This window comes from Sulfurimonas sp. NW7 (genome assembly GCF_051132265.1).
Classification (GTDB): domain Bacteria; phylum Campylobacterota; class Campylobacteria; order Campylobacterales; family Sulfurimonadaceae; genus Sulfurimonas; species Sulfurimonas hydrogeniphila.
Genome location: NZ_CP093235.1, coordinates 1,298,228 through 1,314,124, shown reverse-complemented (window position 1 = coordinate 1,314,124; position 15,897 = coordinate 1,298,228). Strand labels below are relative to the sequence as shown.

The 15,897-nt window shown below is 34.9% G+C and carries 17 protein-coding genes and 2 tRNA genes; 11 read left to right on the top strand and 8 right to left on the bottom strand.

Going from position 1 to position 15,897, the window contains the following annotated elements:
• Window positions 1-2 precede the first annotated feature (2 nt).
• The 9 genes from ccsA to MLC35_RS06845 all read left to right on the top strand — a co-directional run bounded on the left by ccsA (window position 3) and on the right by MLC35_RS06845 (window position 9,966).
• Complete coding sequence (gene ccsA / locus MLC35_RS06885) at window positions 3-3,125, top strand: cytochrome c biogenesis protein CcsA (RefSeq protein ID WP_434636311.1); 3,123 nt, start codon at window positions 3-5, stop codon at window positions 3,123-3,125.
• A 160-nt stretch (window positions 3,126-3,285) separates the two neighbouring features.
• Window positions 3,286-3,990 carry a DUF2461 domain-containing protein gene (locus MLC35_RS06880; RefSeq protein ID WP_151900165.1) on the top strand — a complete coding sequence of 235 codons (705 nt, stop codon included), beginning with the start codon at window positions 3,286-3,288 and terminating at the stop codon, window positions 3,988-3,990.
• Window positions 3,983-4,282, top strand: coding sequence for a cupin domain-containing protein (locus tag MLC35_RS06875; protein ID WP_151900166.1), 300 nt, complete (start codon window positions 3,983-3,985; stop codon window positions 4,280-4,282). The genes MLC35_RS06880 and MLC35_RS06875 overlap by 8 nt, the downstream gene beginning before the upstream one ends.
• An 8-nt stretch (window positions 4,283-4,290) precedes the next feature.
• On the top strand, window positions 4,291-5,244 hold the full coding sequence (gene hemH / locus MLC35_RS06870; RefSeq protein ID WP_151900167.1) for a ferrochelatase: 954 nt from the start codon (window positions 4,291-4,293) through the stop codon (window positions 5,242-5,244).
• Window positions 5,241-5,876 (top strand): HAD family hydrolase, encoded by a 636-nt coding sequence (locus tag MLC35_RS06865; RefSeq protein WP_434636308.1) that lies wholly within the window; start codon window positions 5,241-5,243, stop codon window positions 5,874-5,876. The genes hemH and MLC35_RS06865 overlap by 4 nt, the downstream gene beginning before the upstream one ends.
• Before the next feature lie 45 nt (window positions 5,877-5,921).
• Window positions 5,922-6,239, top strand: coding sequence for a hypothetical protein (locus tag MLC35_RS06860; RefSeq protein WP_151900169.1), 318 nt, complete (start codon window positions 5,922-5,924; stop codon window positions 6,237-6,239).
• 58 nt (window positions 6,240-6,297) lie between these two features.
• On the top strand, window positions 6,298-7,497 hold the full coding sequence (locus MLC35_RS06855; protein ID WP_151900170.1) for a molybdopterin-dependent oxidoreductase: 1,200 nt from the start codon (window positions 6,298-6,300) through the stop codon (window positions 7,495-7,497).
• A gap of 9 nt (window positions 7,498-7,506) precedes the next feature.
• A complete protein-coding gene (locus tag MLC35_RS06850) occupies window positions 7,507-7,815 on the top strand; it encodes a sulfite:cytochrome C oxidoreductase subunit B (protein WP_151900171.1) in 309 nt (102 codons plus the stop codon).
• A 39-nt stretch (window positions 7,816-7,854) separates the two neighbouring features.
• Window positions 7,855-9,966 carry a methyl-accepting chemotaxis protein gene (locus MLC35_RS06845; protein WP_434636305.1) on the top strand — a complete coding sequence of 704 codons (2,112 nt, stop codon included), beginning with the start codon at window positions 7,855-7,857 and terminating at the stop codon, window positions 9,964-9,966.
• A gap of 290 nt (window positions 9,967-10,256) precedes the next feature.
• On the opposite strand, the gene MLC35_RS06840 is transcribed toward MLC35_RS06845, so the two are convergent.
• The 7 genes from MLC35_RS06840 to MLC35_RS06810 form a co-directional block, all read right to left on the bottom strand.
• Entirely contained in the window at window positions 10,257-10,454 is a 198-nt protein-coding gene (locus tag MLC35_RS06840) for a hypothetical protein (protein ID WP_434579846.1), read from the bottom strand.
• A gap of 255 nt (window positions 10,455-10,709) precedes the next feature.
• Window positions 10,710-10,991, bottom strand: coding sequence for a type II toxin-antitoxin system RelE/ParE family toxin (locus MLC35_RS06835; protein WP_434636303.1), 282 nt, complete (start codon window positions 10,989-10,991; stop codon window positions 10,710-10,712).
• 2 nt (window positions 10,992-10,993) lie between these two features.
• Window positions 10,994-11,245: a hypothetical protein gene (locus tag MLC35_RS06830; protein ID WP_434636301.1), complete on the bottom strand. Its 252-nt coding sequence runs from the start codon at window positions 11,243-11,245 to the stop codon at window positions 10,994-10,996.
• A gap of 318 nt (window positions 11,246-11,563) precedes the next feature.
• Window positions 11,564-12,175, bottom strand: a complete 612-nt coding sequence (locus tag MLC35_RS06825) for a Fic/DOC family protein (RefSeq protein ID WP_151900176.1) — start codon at window positions 12,173-12,175, stop codon at window positions 11,564-11,566.
• A complete protein-coding gene (locus MLC35_RS06820; protein ID WP_188110057.1) occupies window positions 12,147-12,299 on the bottom strand; it encodes a hypothetical protein in 153 nt (50 codons plus the stop codon). The genes MLC35_RS06825 and MLC35_RS06820 overlap by 29 nt, the downstream gene beginning before the upstream one ends.
• A gap of 194 nt (window positions 12,300-12,493) precedes the next feature.
• Window positions 12,494-12,568 (bottom strand) — tRNA-Gln (locus MLC35_RS06815).
• Window positions 12,569-12,588: 20 nt separating this feature from the next.
• Window positions 12,589-12,665 (bottom strand) — tRNA-Met (locus tag MLC35_RS06810).
• A 166-nt stretch (window positions 12,666-12,831) separates the two neighbouring features.
• Between MLC35_RS06810 and MLC35_RS06805 the strand changes: the two genes are divergently transcribed.
• Both MLC35_RS06805 and MLC35_RS06800 read left to right on the top strand, forming a co-directional pair.
• A complete protein-coding gene (locus tag MLC35_RS06805) occupies window positions 12,832-13,860 on the top strand; it encodes a bifunctional 3,4-dihydroxy-2-butanone 4-phosphate synthase/GTP cyclohydrolase II (RefSeq protein ID WP_346388838.1) in 1,029 nt (342 codons plus the stop codon).
• Window positions 13,861-13,863: 3 nt separating this feature from the next.
• Window positions 13,864-14,796 carry an FAD:protein FMN transferase gene (locus MLC35_RS06800; RefSeq protein WP_434636298.1) on the top strand — a complete coding sequence of 311 codons (933 nt, stop codon included), beginning with the start codon at window positions 13,864-13,866 and terminating at the stop codon, window positions 14,794-14,796.
• On the opposite strand, the gene MLC35_RS06795 is transcribed toward MLC35_RS06800, so the two are convergent.
• Window positions 14,786-15,889 (bottom strand): multiheme c-type cytochrome, encoded by a 1,104-nt coding sequence (locus MLC35_RS06795; protein WP_434636295.1) that lies wholly within the window; start codon window positions 15,887-15,889, stop codon window positions 14,786-14,788. The genes MLC35_RS06800 and MLC35_RS06795 overlap by 11 nt on opposite strands.
• Window positions 15,890-15,897: the final 8 nt, after the last annotated feature.

Sequence of the window (15,897 nt, the reverse complement as noted above, 5' to 3'; positions counted from 1 at the left end):
ACATGAAAAAAATTCTCTCTTTAATTGGTTCAATGCATACGATGGCAATTTTAATGCTTATTTTTGCATTTACAATAGGGTATGCAACGATAGTTGAAAATGACTATGGAACGATGACTGCAAAAGCAGAAATCTATAATGCACGATGGTTTGAGGTTTTGCTGGGTTTATTGGCTTTGAATCTTTTGTATAATATCTATCGATTTAAGATGTACAAACTCTCTAAAGCGCCTATTTTTATCTTTCATATTGCGTTCTTGGTGATATTGGTCGGTGCGGCAGTGACGCGGTATTTTGGTTATGAAGGGACTATGCATATTCGTGAAGGAGGCAGTGCTTCTTCAATTGTAAGTGCTGATCCCTATATAAGCATAAAAGTCAGTAACGGCAGTGACACAAAAAAATTCTCTAAAGTTTTATATCTTTCAAAAAGAGGAAATAATGATTTTGAGGCGTATTTGAAGCTTGAGAATAAAAAGGTTGATGTGAAGCTTGTAGAGTACATTCCTAATGCCATAGAAACTTTGGTGGCAGACAAAAACGGCAAGGCAATAGCAAAACTTATGGTTACAGGCAGTGGACAGGGAAAACCTGTAGCACTCGAAGAGGGCAAGTTTTATAATGCGGGAAGTTTTATTCTGGATTTTAATTCAGGCGAACATTTTGATAAACCGGTTTTGTTTTTGTATATAAAAGACGGCAGGTTGTACCTGAAGCATGATATGAAACTTTCTTACTTAAAAATGGCTGACCGATCCAGAGGCAGTTTGGATGCAAATGATCATGAAGCGCTTCAGACAAGAGTTCTTTACAGCAGTGATTTAGGCGGTTTTGTTTTGCGTGATTTTATGCTGCATGCACATAAAAAAGTGGTTTCAAACCCAAAATCCATACTGCGGGCTTCCGGTGTAGATGCGCTTAAATTTTTGGTTCACAGTGGCGATAAACAAAAAGAAGTCCTGGTATATTCACAAAAAGGTATGCTTGGTGTTCCCAGTGAAGTGGATATAAATGGTTTACATGTAAGTGTTGCTTATGGTTCAAAAGAGATAAAAATTCCTTTTACCTTAAAACTTTTGGATTTCCAGCTTGACAGATATCCGGGATCTATGAGTCCGGCATCGTATGCAAGTGAAGTGGAACTTATAGACAAGGAAATGGGAATTGATATGAAATACAGAATATATATGAATCATATTTTGGAACACAGAAATTACAGATTTTTCCAATCTTCTTATGATATGGATGAAAAAGGAACAATTTTGTCAGTAAACCATGACCCAGGAACACTGCCGACATATATAGGGTATTTTTTACTGGCACTCGGAATGTTTTGGGCACTCTTTTCCAAAAAACACAGATTTGCCAAACTTTCGGCAAAAGCAAAAAAAGCGAGTGAGTGTAAAATAGTTCCGGCATTGTTGATTGCAGGTTTGGCATTTGCAGTGACACCGGCAAAAGCCGCTGAACTTGATCCGGCTATAAAAACCATACTTTCTTTTGATAAAGAGCATGCACAAAAATTTGGACATTTGATAGTGCAGGATACAAAAGGACGTATGAAGCCGATAGATACACTTGCTTTGGAAGTATTGGCAAAAATACACAGAAGTTCTACATTGCAAGTCGGAGAAACAGAGTTAAGTGCAAATCAGGTAATCCTGGGCATGATGATACGACCGGATGTTTACAAAGACATAAAACTTATTCGAACGGCTGATGAAAGAATAAATGAGGCCATAGGAATAAAAAAAGATGCAAAATATGCCTCTTTTGCACAGTTTTTTCAGGATCCTGCAGGTATGCGGGGTTATAAGCTTTTGTCTCTTGTTGAACAGGCTTCAAGAAAAGCTCCAAAAGACAGAAACAAGTTAGACAAAGCTGCCTTGAAAATTGATGAAAAAGTAAATGTTGTTTATATGGTTTTTACAGGTTCACTGTTGAAAATATGGCCAAAACCGAATGACCTTAATAACAAATGGTATGCAACAATTGAGGCTTTAAAAACATTTGATGCTTCTCAGGCTGAAAAAGTCAGAATGATTGCGATAGCCTATTTCACAGCTGTCGATGCTGCTCTTTCAAACGGAGAATGGAAAATCGCTGATGCAGGATTGAAAAAGATAGACGAATATCAGAGGTTCTACGGTTCTGCTGTCTATCCGAGTGAAAATAAAATAAAAGCAGAGATTTTTTACAACCACTCAAATGTTTTTGAAATTCTTTGGCCATTGTATTTCATTATGGGCTTTGTATTGTTGATTTTAAGTTTTGTGAAAATTTTAAAACCGAAATTTCAAATGCAAAAAATTACAAAAGTTTCTTTGGGACTTTTAGGTATCTTTTTTATTGCACATACTTTGGGTCTTGCACTGCGATGGTACATATCGGGACATGCTCCATGGTCAAACGGTTTTGAATCAATGACATATATTGCATGGGCAACGGTTCTGGCAGGATTTATTTTTTCCAAGCAGTCTCCTATTACGCTGGCATCTACGTCAATTTTGGCAGGTCTGATTCTGTTTGTGGCACATTTGAGCTGGATGAACCCGCAGATTACCAATCTTGTGCCTGTACTTAATTCTTACTGGTTGAGTATTCATGTTTCTATGATTACGGCAAGTTACGGTTTTCTGGGGCTTGGAGCATTACTTGGGTTTATCACCCTGTTGCTGTTTATTGTAAAAAATGACAAAAATGAGAAGCAGATATCTCTTTCAATTAAAGAGTTAAATGCAATCAATGAAATGAGTTTGATGATAGGGCTCGTTTTACTGACTGTTGGAAACTTTTTAGGCGGTGTCTGGGCGAATGAATCATGGGGTCGATACTGGGGATGGGATCCAAAAGAGACATGGGCACTGGTGACTATTTTAGTCTATGCCGTTGTTATCCATGTACGGTTTATTAAATCTATTTACAATGACTTTAATTACAGTGTAATCTCGCTCTTGGCATTTACATCGGTTTTGATGACATATTTCGGAGTGAATTATTATCTTGCGGGTATGCACTCGTATGCAAAAGGGGATCCGGTACCTATTCCTGACTTTGTTCCGGTAACCTATGCAATAGTGTTTATAATTATTGCACTTGCTTTTAGAAACAGAAAATTAGCATAGAAATACCAGATTTTAGGCAAGCTTAAAACCTTGGTTTTAAACGCAATGCTATTAAGTTAAGCGACTTTTTTGGAACCCGTACTTTAGTGCGGGCTTTGTGTCTTTCATGACTAAGTTTTAGTTTGACACATATATTTGTAATGTAAAAAAGGAAATACCTTTGGAGTTTACAGGTTTTAGTAAAAAAACACTGCCGTTTTTGGCAGCAATTCGAAAAAACAACAACAAAGAGTGGTTTTCGGCTCATAAACAGGAGTACGAAACACTCATTCTCAATCCCTCCCGTGCTTTTGTCACAGAGATGGGAGAGCATCTGCAGGCACTTGAACCATCCATAAACGCAATACCAAAAATCAACAAATCTCTGTATAGAATCTACCGTGATTCAAGACGTCCAAATGCGCTTGCCATGCCTATAAAAGAGCGCATCGGCATAATATTTTGGCAGGGAAACAGCAAGAGAATGCAAAGCTCCTCTTTTTATCTGCACTTTTCGCCTGAAGAACTTTATGTAGCCGTGGGTGTACGCTGGTTTGAAAAACCGATGCTTGATGCTTTTCGGCAAACCATTAAAAATGATGCCAAACGTGCCGAACTCGCAAATATACTTAAAGTTATCAAAGCAAAAAATAAAAACTACACCCATCTTGAAAAAGGCTATAAGCGTTTTCCTAAAGGATTTCATGCTGATATGGAACATGCTGATTTGAGCCTTTATAAAGGTATGGCAACCTATACGATACTCGACCCGCATCTTATAGAAGACGGGGAGAAGCTTATAAACAGGCTTTATGAAATTTATGAAGATATGCTGCCTCTGCAACAGTTTATGTATGAAGTCAGCCTGAGAGTCGAAGATGAGTAATATTTTTGATTATGAGCTGCCTGAACCTGACAGTGAAAAATTTCAAACACTTTTAAAAAAGAAAAATGTAGAAATAAAAACTATAGTAAGCAACACCCTGAAAACTCCGCAAACCTTTGTTGAAGAGAGAGATGAATGGCTTGTCGTTCTCAAAGGTTGTGCAAAATTGGAAATAAATGGTATAGTACACAAATTAAAAAGCGGTGATACTCTGTTTATAGCTGCAAATACAAAGCATACACTGCTCAAAACAAAAAAAGTTGTTGTCTGGCTGAGTGTATATATACAATAGGAAGTAGATTGAAAAAAGAGGCGATAGTATTACTGAATATGGGTGGTCCAAACAACCTGAATGAAGTAGAAATGTTTTTAAAAAATATGTTTGCAGATAAAAACATACTGACGATGAAAAGCAATCTTGTGAGAAAAATGGTTGGCGGACTGATTGTCTTTAACCGTGCGGAAGCATCTCAGGAAATATACAGAGAACTGGGCGGAAAATCGCCTATAGTCGGGCATACAAAAAATCTTGTGTCAAAACTGCAAAAAAAACTGGGTGAAAAATTTATAGTTGATTTTGCCATGCGATATACACCGCCTTTTGCCTGTGAAGTAGTGGAAAAACTGGCTAAAGAGGATGTGGACAAAATATATTTGATTCCTTTGTATCCGCAATACTCTACAACGACGACAAAGTCCTCTCTTGAAGATTTTGAAGAGTGCTATCACAAGAGTAAAGGCAATGCACTTTTGGTGGAAATAAAACATTTTTTCCAAAATGAAACATATAACAGGGCAGTTATTCAAAGTATTCAAAATACAGTGGGAGAGAGTGAGTATCGTGATTTTGACATTGTTTTTTCAGCACACGGACTTCCGCAAAAAATTATAGATGCGGGAGATGTGTATGAAAAACATGTGAAACGTCATGTGGAAATTTTAAAAGAGATGATGCAAAAAGAAGGGATGGCATTTCATGATGTTCATTTGGCATACCAGTCAAAAGTAGGGCGTATGGAGTGGCTCAAACCTTCACTTGAGGACAAACTCAAAACAGTCAGAAACAGGGGTGTTGTCATTTTTCCTATCGCCTTTACTATTGACAATTCGGAAACAGACTATGAGCTGGATGTAGAGTACAGAGAAATAGCACAGGATTTGGGATTTAAAGAGTATAGAGTCTGTAAATGTCCAAATGACAGTGATTTGTTTGTTGAAGCACTTGTGGAAATTTATAAAAAGATGAAATCATGAAAAAAATAGTTATATTTGATATGGACGGGACATTGATTGATTCAAAAAAAGATATTACCATCTCAGTCAATTATGTAAGAAAAACAAATCATAACCTGCCTCCACTAAGCGAAGAGTTTATAGTGGATGCTATTAACAAAGAGGTAAGAAATCTTCCTAAACTCTTTTACAATACTGAAATCTATGAAGAAAAAGACAGAATTCTTTTTGAAAAACATTATAAAGAGCAGTGTATAGAACATCCTTACCTTTATGATGGTGTCCAAGAGATGCTTGAGCGGTTACATGTAAAGGGGGTAAAGCTTTCAGTTGCGACAAATGCACCGACACAGTTTGCCCTGACAATGCTGGAACATTTACATGTAGCCGATTTGTTTGACATGATAGTCGGTGCAGATAAAGTACAGGCATCAAAGCCGCATCCCGATATGATACACAAGATTTTGAATTTTTACAGTTATGATGCAAAAAAAGATAAGGCATGGATGGTGGGGGATAATTCAAAAGATATTAAAAGTGCACACAATGCCGGCATTGAAGCGATTTTTGCAGCATGGGGATTTTCTGCGCATGGAACACATACCGTAGTAGTAAAAGATCCAAAAGAAATAGTAGATATCGTTTTACAATAAATTATGATACAATAAATCCTAACTCGGTTGAGGAGGGATGTCAAAATGTTTCATAATGATTTACTGATAGCTTTTATTGTAATGGGCATTTTATTTTTACGACAAATAGCAATTTTGAAACGTCCGGACAAAATTAACTATGCTCCTCTAAATGTCAAGAATCAAAGTGAAATGATAATAAAACAGATTGTTTTATCAGTGAAGAATATGCAGGAACTTGAAAAAACAACAGCAAGTTTTCCAAAAATATTTTCTCAATTAAACAGTGTGATTCAAGAAATAGAAGCGATAAAATCGGATTATATAACATCATACAAAGAGCTTGAAAATCTTTTAAAAAGATTGGAAAAAAAGCTCTTTTAAGTCATTTTAAATATTTGTCGATATAATCCAAGCCAAAATAACAATTATAAGGAAAAATATGAAAAGAAGAGAATTTCTTAAAACTTCTATGGCTGCTTCAGCTGCTATTTTAGGTACAACTGCATTATCAGCCGGTGAAACACATCAGCCAATTGATACCAGAAAAGTCTCTGATATGGCTTTCCCTGAAAAAAGACCATTGATAACCTATTCGGACAGACCACCGCTTTTGGAATCACCAAGAAGCACATTTGCACGCGGCATCACTGAAAATGATGAATTTTTTGTCAGATGGCACCTTCCGGATATTCCGACTTATATTGATACAGATTCTTTTACTATTAAAATCGATGGTTTGGTTGAAAAAGAATTGGAAATTTCTCTTAAAGAGTTGAAAAATGATTTTGAACAAGTTGAAGTAACTGCAGTACTGCAATGTGGTGGTAATTCCCGTTCAGCTTTTACACCAATAGCAGGCGGTATTCAATGGGGAAGTGGTGCTATGGGATGTGCAAAATGGAAAGGTGTACGGTTAAGTGATATTTTGAATCGTGCAGGCTTGAAAAAAGATGCTCATTGGATCGGTTTCAACGGTAAGGATAATGCAGCTTATTATGAAACACCGAATTTTGTAAGAGAATTAGAGATTGAAGAGTTAAATGATCATGTCATTATTGCGTATGAAATGAATGGTGAGGATTTACCTTATTTAAATGGCTTTCCTCTTCGTTTGGTTATTCCTGGATACTATTCGGACAGTTGGGTTAAAATGTTAAGTAATATTACAGTTACAAATAAATACAAATCTCTTTTCTTTATGGATGTAGCATACCGTGTTCCAGACAATAAATGTGAATGTGAAACGCCAAAGCATAAATTTAAACCAACAAAGCCAATAACAAATATGAATGTAAAATCAGTGATAGGGTATCCTGAAAACGGGATGAAACTCTATCATAATTCACATGTAGTTGTAAGAGGTGTGGCATTTGATGACGGACATGGAATTAGAGAAGTTTTAGTCTCTGTTAATGGTGGGAAAACATGGGAAAAAGCAGAACTCAAACAAGAAAATGGACGTTATGCTTATACGGAGTTTAGGTATTCATATAAACCTACAAAATACGGAAAACTGACATTTATGGCAAAAGCAGTTAATCGTCTTGGAGATGAACAGCCATTTGCAAAAGATATCGGATGGAACCATGGTGGATATAAGTACAATGGTATTGATGAAGTTACAGTAGAAGTGGTTTAAGGAGAAAAAATGAAAAAATTATTATTAATAGCAATACTGTCCGCAGGTTCACTCTTTGCACAAGTAAAGGGAGATATTGAAGTCCCGTATATATCTTATCAAATCAAAATGGGTAAAGGATTTGATGCTGTTCAGGCAAACTGTCTGATGTGTCACTCTTTTGGATATATTATTAACCAAGGCCCTCAATCACGTGAGTTTTGGCATAAAAAGATAGAGAAGATGATTGTACATTTTAAAGCACCTATCACAAAAGAAGATGAAAAAATTGTGACTGACTATCTCTTTAAGCACTATGGAAACGGCAAATTAAAATAGTACCTGTCAAAAAAAATTGCAGGAATGGAGGTAAATTTCATGTCAATCAGTAAAAAAATACATATACCATTGGTAGTTTCTATTTTAGCAGGATTTATTGTTATTTTGGTGAACTACTATTATTCTATTAAAGACTTGGAACATGAGGTTTATACTTCAGAATCTGCTTCTTTGCATCTTAGCTACAAGCAAGCAATGCAAGCAAAGGAAGACATCGGTCTTACCAATGCTATAAACATATCGCAAAATTACAGTGTGATACGCTCATTGATGGAAAACAACAGAACTGTTGCCATCAATGGTTTAAAAAGCCTGTCTCAGGAATTTAAAAAATACACAAAATATAAAAATATTAAAATACATATACATGATGCAAATGTACATAGTTTTTTACGTGCTTGGAAGCCAAAGAAATTTGGAGATGATTTAAGTTCTTTTAGAAAAACAATAGTTGCCGTTAAAAGAGATAAAAAACCTATTGTCGCTATTGAGCTTGGTCGTGCAGGGCTTGTACTCAGAGGCTTAGCTCCTGTTGAGCTCAATAATCGCTATTTAGGTTCTGTTGAATTTATGCAAGGTTTAAATTCTATAATAAAATCTGCGAGAAAAAACAACGGATACGAAATAGCCATTGTCATGAAAAACGAATATCTCTCAACAGCACGTTCATTAAAATCTGCTCCAAAAGTCGGTAATTTTACACTTGCAGTCAAAGAAAATGTCGTTAATAAAGAGTTTTTTAATGATTTGGCTCATATTTCTATTGAGAAGACAGATAGACCACAAATAACTGATAAGTATTTTATAGTCTCAGAACCTATAAAAGATTTTTCAAACAATGTTGTTGCTTATGCACTGATCGGTGAAGATATCAATAAAGTAAACAGCGTCATTTCTCAATCTGAAGACTCTCTTTTGAGACAAGTATATATTATGTCTTTGGTTGATCTGTTTATTTTACTGTTTTTAATGTACATTATCAAAAAAACAATTACTGACCCTATAGTAAACCTTGCAAATGTTGCTGATGAATTGGCACAGGGTGATGCTGATTTGTCAAAGAGACTTCCCGTGGTATCAGAAGATGAATTAGGGCAGGCGAGTAAAAATTTCAATGCCTTTTTAGATAAAGTCGAAGCGCTTGCACTCGAAGCAAAAGAAGAAGCTTTAAGAGCTGAAGATTCTGCAAAACATGCTGCGGAAATTGGCGAGAAGAACAAACTGACTCTTGCGCTGTCGGGAGAGATGATAAGCGGTGCACTCAACAATGCAGAAAATTTAAGAAACAGCATGTCTCAGAGTGTTGAAAGTGTCAATCAGGTAAATATACTCAATGCCAAAACATCCGAAGTCATTAAAGAAGTGACACACTCTACGGATAACATTAAAGATGCAATTGGCAGTATTACAGAGATGGTTTCAGAATCACGGCATTCTGCAGAGGAACTGAATGCAAATGTTGAAGAAATTTTTAATGTGATCTCTCTTATTAAAGATATTTCAGACCAGACTAACCTGCTTGCACTGAATGCGGCTATAGAAGCAGCACGTGCAGGTGAACACGGACGAGGATTTGCAGTAGTTGCCGATGAAGTTCGTAAGCTTGCAGAACGAACGCAAAAAGCTACAAGTGAGGTAGAAGCAAATATAAGTGTACTTAAGCAAAACTCGATGAATATGAGTGAAAACAGTGAAAAAATTGAAGAACACTCCATAAGTTCACAGCAAACACTCGAGGACTATGTTGACACGCTTTCTCAGTTGATTTCCAACAGTGAAGCTATCACAAAAGACAATGAAATCATAGGATACGAACTATTTACAAATATGGCAAAACTTGATCATATGGTCTATAAAAACAATGCATATTCATCAATGCTTGAAGGGAAATTGAAATTTGAATTGAGTGACCATACTCAATGCAGACTAGGCAAATGGTATGCAGATGAAGGTAAAAAACTATTTGGAAAAAGCAGTTTTTATACAAATCTGCAAGAGCCGCATAAAAAAGTGCATGATGATATAGCAAAAGCTATGCGTATGCTTGGCAGTGATAAAGTTGATGAAATCATAAAAATATTTAAAGATGCAGAAAAAGCATCACAGGAGTTGTTTACTTATTTAGACAATATGGTTAAAGAGAAATTATAATTCTTTTTAACCCGCTATTTATACCCAATGCCATTAAGTTAAAAAAAATTAATGCTTTTTCGGAACCGGTACTTCAGTCATAAGTATCTACACAACTCAAAACTCCATCTACATCAGATATCTTGTTCCTGGTTACGAGCCTGCAGCTTAATCGAACTAAAAACTTTCTGATTTCCAACATATTTTTACTGTTTGTATGTTCTGTCTCTCATACAAGCAAACAGGCATAAGAGGCAACAAACAAGCGTTTAAATATAGCCTGTGCACTCTTTTGTTGCCATTTTTCCAAATTAAACCCTGAACTCTTTAGCAGTTGTCAAACGAGTGCTTTCATTGATTTCATTGAAAAAGATAGCATATGCTTCTTCTAGGAGCTCTTTTTCTATCTCATGGATAGTTTGAGTGTCTTTGATATTAAAATTGTTTCTAGATACATCACTGTTCTCGTAGTAAAACTCACTACTTACTAACTGATATTTTGATGCCATACTTTTTTCTGAGGAGTTGAGCTTTTTTTATAACAGAAGTATTTTGTTGTAGTATATCCTTCAATAGCTTGAAAGATAGATACAATTTTTGAGATAATATTTTTATTGTTCGGATTCTTGCTCTGCCAATTCAAATTTAAAGTGCTTATTTTAGGGGTTTTAAGGGGTGGATGGGGTAGAGGGTTTCACTGTATCCCTGTTTTATTGTATTTTTTAAATACAAAATAAAAATATACCCCTAAAAATTAAAGTGACCTACAATTCTGCTTTATACTTTTTAATACCTAAAACTGTAATGATTGATTTTTCTTCATCAACTTTATATACAACTGTATACCCTTTATAAATCAAGTCTCGGATATTATCATCATCAAAGTAAATTGATTTTCTACATTTGTAAGGCATATGGTGCATATCTTCAATTAATTTTTTTATCCCTTTTTTAAATTGATTTGCTCTATTCTTGCTATCTTGTGCAATATAGTCCCAAATGTTATTAAAAGAATTTATAAACCTTGGCTCATAGATAATTTTCATACTTAATTGCTAGTATAATGTTCTATTGTATTCCATACTTCTGTATGTGAAAGAGGTTTTGTCTTTCCACTTTCAATATTTTCTAAAGCATTTTGGAAATAAGCTTTATCCTCTTGAAATTGCTTAGAGTTTAAGTAATCATCTTTTCTATCTACTAGATTCAGAAGGTATTCATTAATTTTTGATTGCATATCAATGCCAGCACTCTTGAGTTTTTGATAAACATCATCTTGAATATTTAAAGATATTTGCATCTGTAATTACCTCCTTTAGTTACCTAAGTATAACATATTTTTGATGATACAGGTTAATTGTAATTATAATATTTATTTGTATTTTGTTGTATTTTGGGACTGTGATTAACTTTGCTATTTGATTATTTTAGATTTAGAGCATGAAAAAAATCAGTTAAATCTACTTCTAATACATTTGCAATTTTTGCAAGGTGTTCAATATTAAAATGTATAATGCCCCTAAAAATCAAGACAGCATCTCCAGAAATCTAATTTCATCTTCATCTGTTACCTTATGCCACATTTTTTAGATATTCAAACGCCAATTATCAACAGTTACTACTTCGATAGTCCATTGAAAATGATTTTTTCTAAAGCTGAGCTATCTGCAAACTGTACACACTCTATAGCAGCATCAATGTACTCACTTGGAGTAATGTGAGAATAGTCTATAAACTGATACCCATTATATGCAGCTATCATATCAATAAACATCCTTGTAATTCTCCCATTGAGCTCATAAAAAGGGTGTAGGGCATTAAGTTCACATTTGTAATAAGCCAGCTTTTTTACAAACTCTGATTTTGGACGTGATGTATAATCTTTGAGAAAATTATCATTAGCTAAATCTGTAAATATTTTTTGAGATGAACTTTTGACAAATTCACCTTGACAAAATCTTGACTCACCTTTTGCCATGTTGAAATCCCTGTATAGTCCAGCCCAATCATATAGTGATTCAAACGTTCTTTTGTGTAGTGAAATGAAATATATCTCATCAAAATGAGTGTTCTCGTTAAGTTCATTGAAAAAGACAGTATATGCTTCTTCCAGGAGCTCTCTTTCTATCTCATGGACAGTTTCTGTGTCTTTGATATTAAATTTGTTTCTAGGAACATCACTGTTATCGTAGTAAAACTCACTACTTACTAACTGATACTTTGATGCCATATTTTTTTCTAAGGAGTTGAGCTTTTTTTATAACAGAAGTATTTGTTGTAGTATATCCTTCAATAGCTTGAGAGACAGATACAATTTTTGAAATGATATTTTTATTGTTTGGATTCTTACTCATAAAATACTTCCTTAAATAGATAAGCTATTATAACAAAAAATAGATGATGAATGGATAGGTTGTATGTTTTTGAAAAGTTGTAAAAATGTTACTGTAAGTGTCAGTCATATTGTCAGTAAAAATCCTATAAAATCAGCTGACAGTTATTAAATCAATTACTTGAAAGTGCCTATTTTATGTGTATTTGAAATAGGTGGATGGGGTAGAGGGATTCGAACCCCCGAATGCCAGTACCAAAAACTGGTGCCTTACCGCTTGGCGATACCCCAATGCTTTGTAGATTAAAGATTGGTTGCGGAAACAGGATTTGAACCTGTGACCTTCGGGTTATGAGCCCGACGAGCTACCGAACTGCTCTATTCCGCGGTGTTTCAAACACTTTTACTCTGTGTTTGTGAGCGAAATTATAGACAAAAATTTCTTTTATGTCAAGAGTTTTTTATTAAAAGTATTAATTTTTTTTTTGAACTCTTTTTAATACTAATTTTCCTATAATAAAGAAAAGAAAAATATTAATAAATAAAGAGAAAATATGAAACCGATAGAAAGAGTTTTACAGGCTATAGAAGATATTAAAAAAGGTAAAATGGTTATTATGGTTGATGATGAAGACAGAGAAAATGAGGGCGATCTGGTCTATGCGGCTGCCTTTTCTACACCGGCACATGTAAACTTTATGGCAATGCACGCACGGGGGCTTATATGTGTTGCTCTTTCTAAGTCTATTGCCGACAGACTTGATTTGAATCCTATGGTGAGTTCAAATACTTCTTCGTATGAAACTGCCTTTACAGTCTCTGTTGATGCTAAAGATGCACTGACAGGAATTTCAGCTAAAGAGCGGGACGATACTATAAAAATATTAGCCAACCCCATTTCAAAGCCGGATGAACTGGTAAAACCGGGACATATTTTTCCTCTCATTGCAAAAGAGGGCGGTACACTTGTAAGAACAGGCCATACGGAAGGCTCTGTTGATCTGTGCCGTTTGGCAGGGCTGAGTGAAGCGGGGGTAATTTGTGAAATAATTAAAGATAATGGTGAAATGGCCCGTCGTGATGATTTGGATATTTTTGCCAAAAAACATGATCTGCATACAGTATTTATTTCTGATATTGTTGAGTATAGACTTTCGAATGAAAGACTTGTAAAAGAGACAGAGGTGCAGGAGATAGAGTTTTTCGGTGTCAAAGTGCAGCAACATACATTTGAAGACCATGATGGTATAAAACATACAGCGATACTTTTTTACAATGCAGGTGAAGTTGCAAATGTACGGGTTCATAATGTAATTCCTGACTGTGAACTGCTTTTGCAACAAGAGAAATACAATAATTTGATCAACTCTATAGAATATCTGAAGCAAAACAGCGGTTTGTTGGTTTTTATAAACAAAACACATCATCAGGACAATGCGGCCATAAAAGAGTTTGGAATAGGGGCGCAGATTATTAAATCATTTGGTATTTCAAAAATGAATCTTATTACTTCTATGAAAAAAACCGACTTTGTAGGACTGAGCGGATTTGGACTTGAAGTAAATGAGATTATTGATATTTAACTGATGTACAAATTTTTTCTTCTTGTCTCTGTATTTGTTACATGTAATGCAGATTCACAGATGATACAGCGTACAAAAGTATTGATGGGTACTTTTGTGTCAATATCTGTCGACAAGGAAGATAAAAAATTTTTTAAACCCTCTTTTGAGATTATCAAAAGGGTCGATAACTCGCTCTCTACTTATAAAAAGAGTTCTCCAATATCTCAACTTAATCAAAACAGACATGCATCTTTAGACAAGTATTCTTATGAAGCTTTGACGCTTTCTTTAAAATACTATAAGCAAACACACGGGTACTTTAATATTGCGATAGGAACAATTACGAAAGATTTATACAGATTTGGTGCCAAAGAGTGTATTGCTTTGAAAAATGAACTTGAAAAAAGTTCTGTTTCTGTTAATGAACTTAGATTTGATAAAGATGAGGCTTTTTTAGGCAATGCAGTAAAAATAGATCTTGGCGGTATGGGAAAGGGATTTGCAGCAGACAAAGTCAGTGAATTTTTACTGCAAAACAAGGTGAAAAAGGCAGTTGTTGCCCTGAGCGGAGACATTCGATGCATAGGCAGCTGTAAAATTGCCGTTAATAATCCTTTGGATGTGACACATCCTTTGGTTACATTTATAATACATAACAGCGGTGTGAGCACAAGCGGAAATTATAATCGTTATATAAAAAGCACAAAGTATAATCATCTCATTAATCCAAAAACAAAAGAATCAGAACAAAAATTTATCTCTATAACGCTTGTCTCAAAACTTCCATCAGCAACACTCGATGCATATGCAACGGCTGCGAGTGTTATGCCGATAAAAGAAACATATGCATTTTTAGATTCTAAGAAGATAGGCTACATTATTTTGCAAGCAGATAAAAAACTTGTTATAAGCAAAAATATAGCTGAATATACTGATATGTTTATTAAAAATTAAATGATTCAGTTTTTAGAATTCTTATTTTGGTAAGCTCTTTGCTATGTTGCAGCTTTAACTCTTTTGCTGCTTTTTTTGAGATAAGCCGAAAACCAAGTGTTAGTACAATTTTATCACCTTTTTGCAGCTTTGTGTTGTAGACAATATTTTTTTTCGCATAAATAAGGGTATCTTTTAAAATATTCGTTGCTTCAAAAGGCATACTTTCTTTGTCGCCTTTTCCGAAAATACGTGTAAATATATAAGGTTCCTGAACTATTTTGTCTGCTCCGCGAATGATTGTAACATTGAGGACTCCTTCTCTGTAGGCCTGTCCGAACAGAGCATGATTGGCAAGATTTTCAATGCTTACCTGAAAGCCTTTTTCATGTTTTTGTACATGAAAATTGATATATTTTCCGAGACTTTTGCTGAGTTTGTGCAGACCTGCTATGCCATGATAGGCATGAGTCTTACTGTCGCTGAGTGTTGTTTTGCTGCCCATGGTTTGCGGCATATGACAGGATATGCAGGTGTTTTTGTCTTTTTTGTCAATATACGCATCAAGCATGATGATATCAAAATCATGTGCATTGTTTACATGTGAATGGCATCCCATGCAGACATTGCCGTTATAGTAGTTTTCATTGTTGTATTCAATTTGGTGATAAGGAGAATTTTTAGAGCGTTTGATAAGACCAAAAAAAGAAGTTGTTGTTTCATATGTAACTTTGGATTTGTTTCTTTTATCTTCTTGGGCACTAAAGAAGTCTTTTTTCTTTCCTGTTAAAATATTTTTGTTCGCTTCATCATATTTTTGAATATTTTTGATTGTATGGCAGTAGATACATGATATCGGTTCTTCTTTTTCCTGTTGCAGGTTTTTTGCGCTTGGTGCATGGCAGCTGTTGCATTTGCTTCTTTCTTTTTCTTTGTGTTCTTTCTCAAAGACCGCTCTATATATTGCATCATTAGCAAGCGATGACTTTCTGTGAATTGAATCATAATATTCTTTATAGATTAAAGGATGGCATTTTTGACACACTTTGTTGTCGTTTGCAAAGGAAGCATTACATGTAATAAGAAGTAATAAAAATAATAAAAGTGTTTTCATAGCAAATA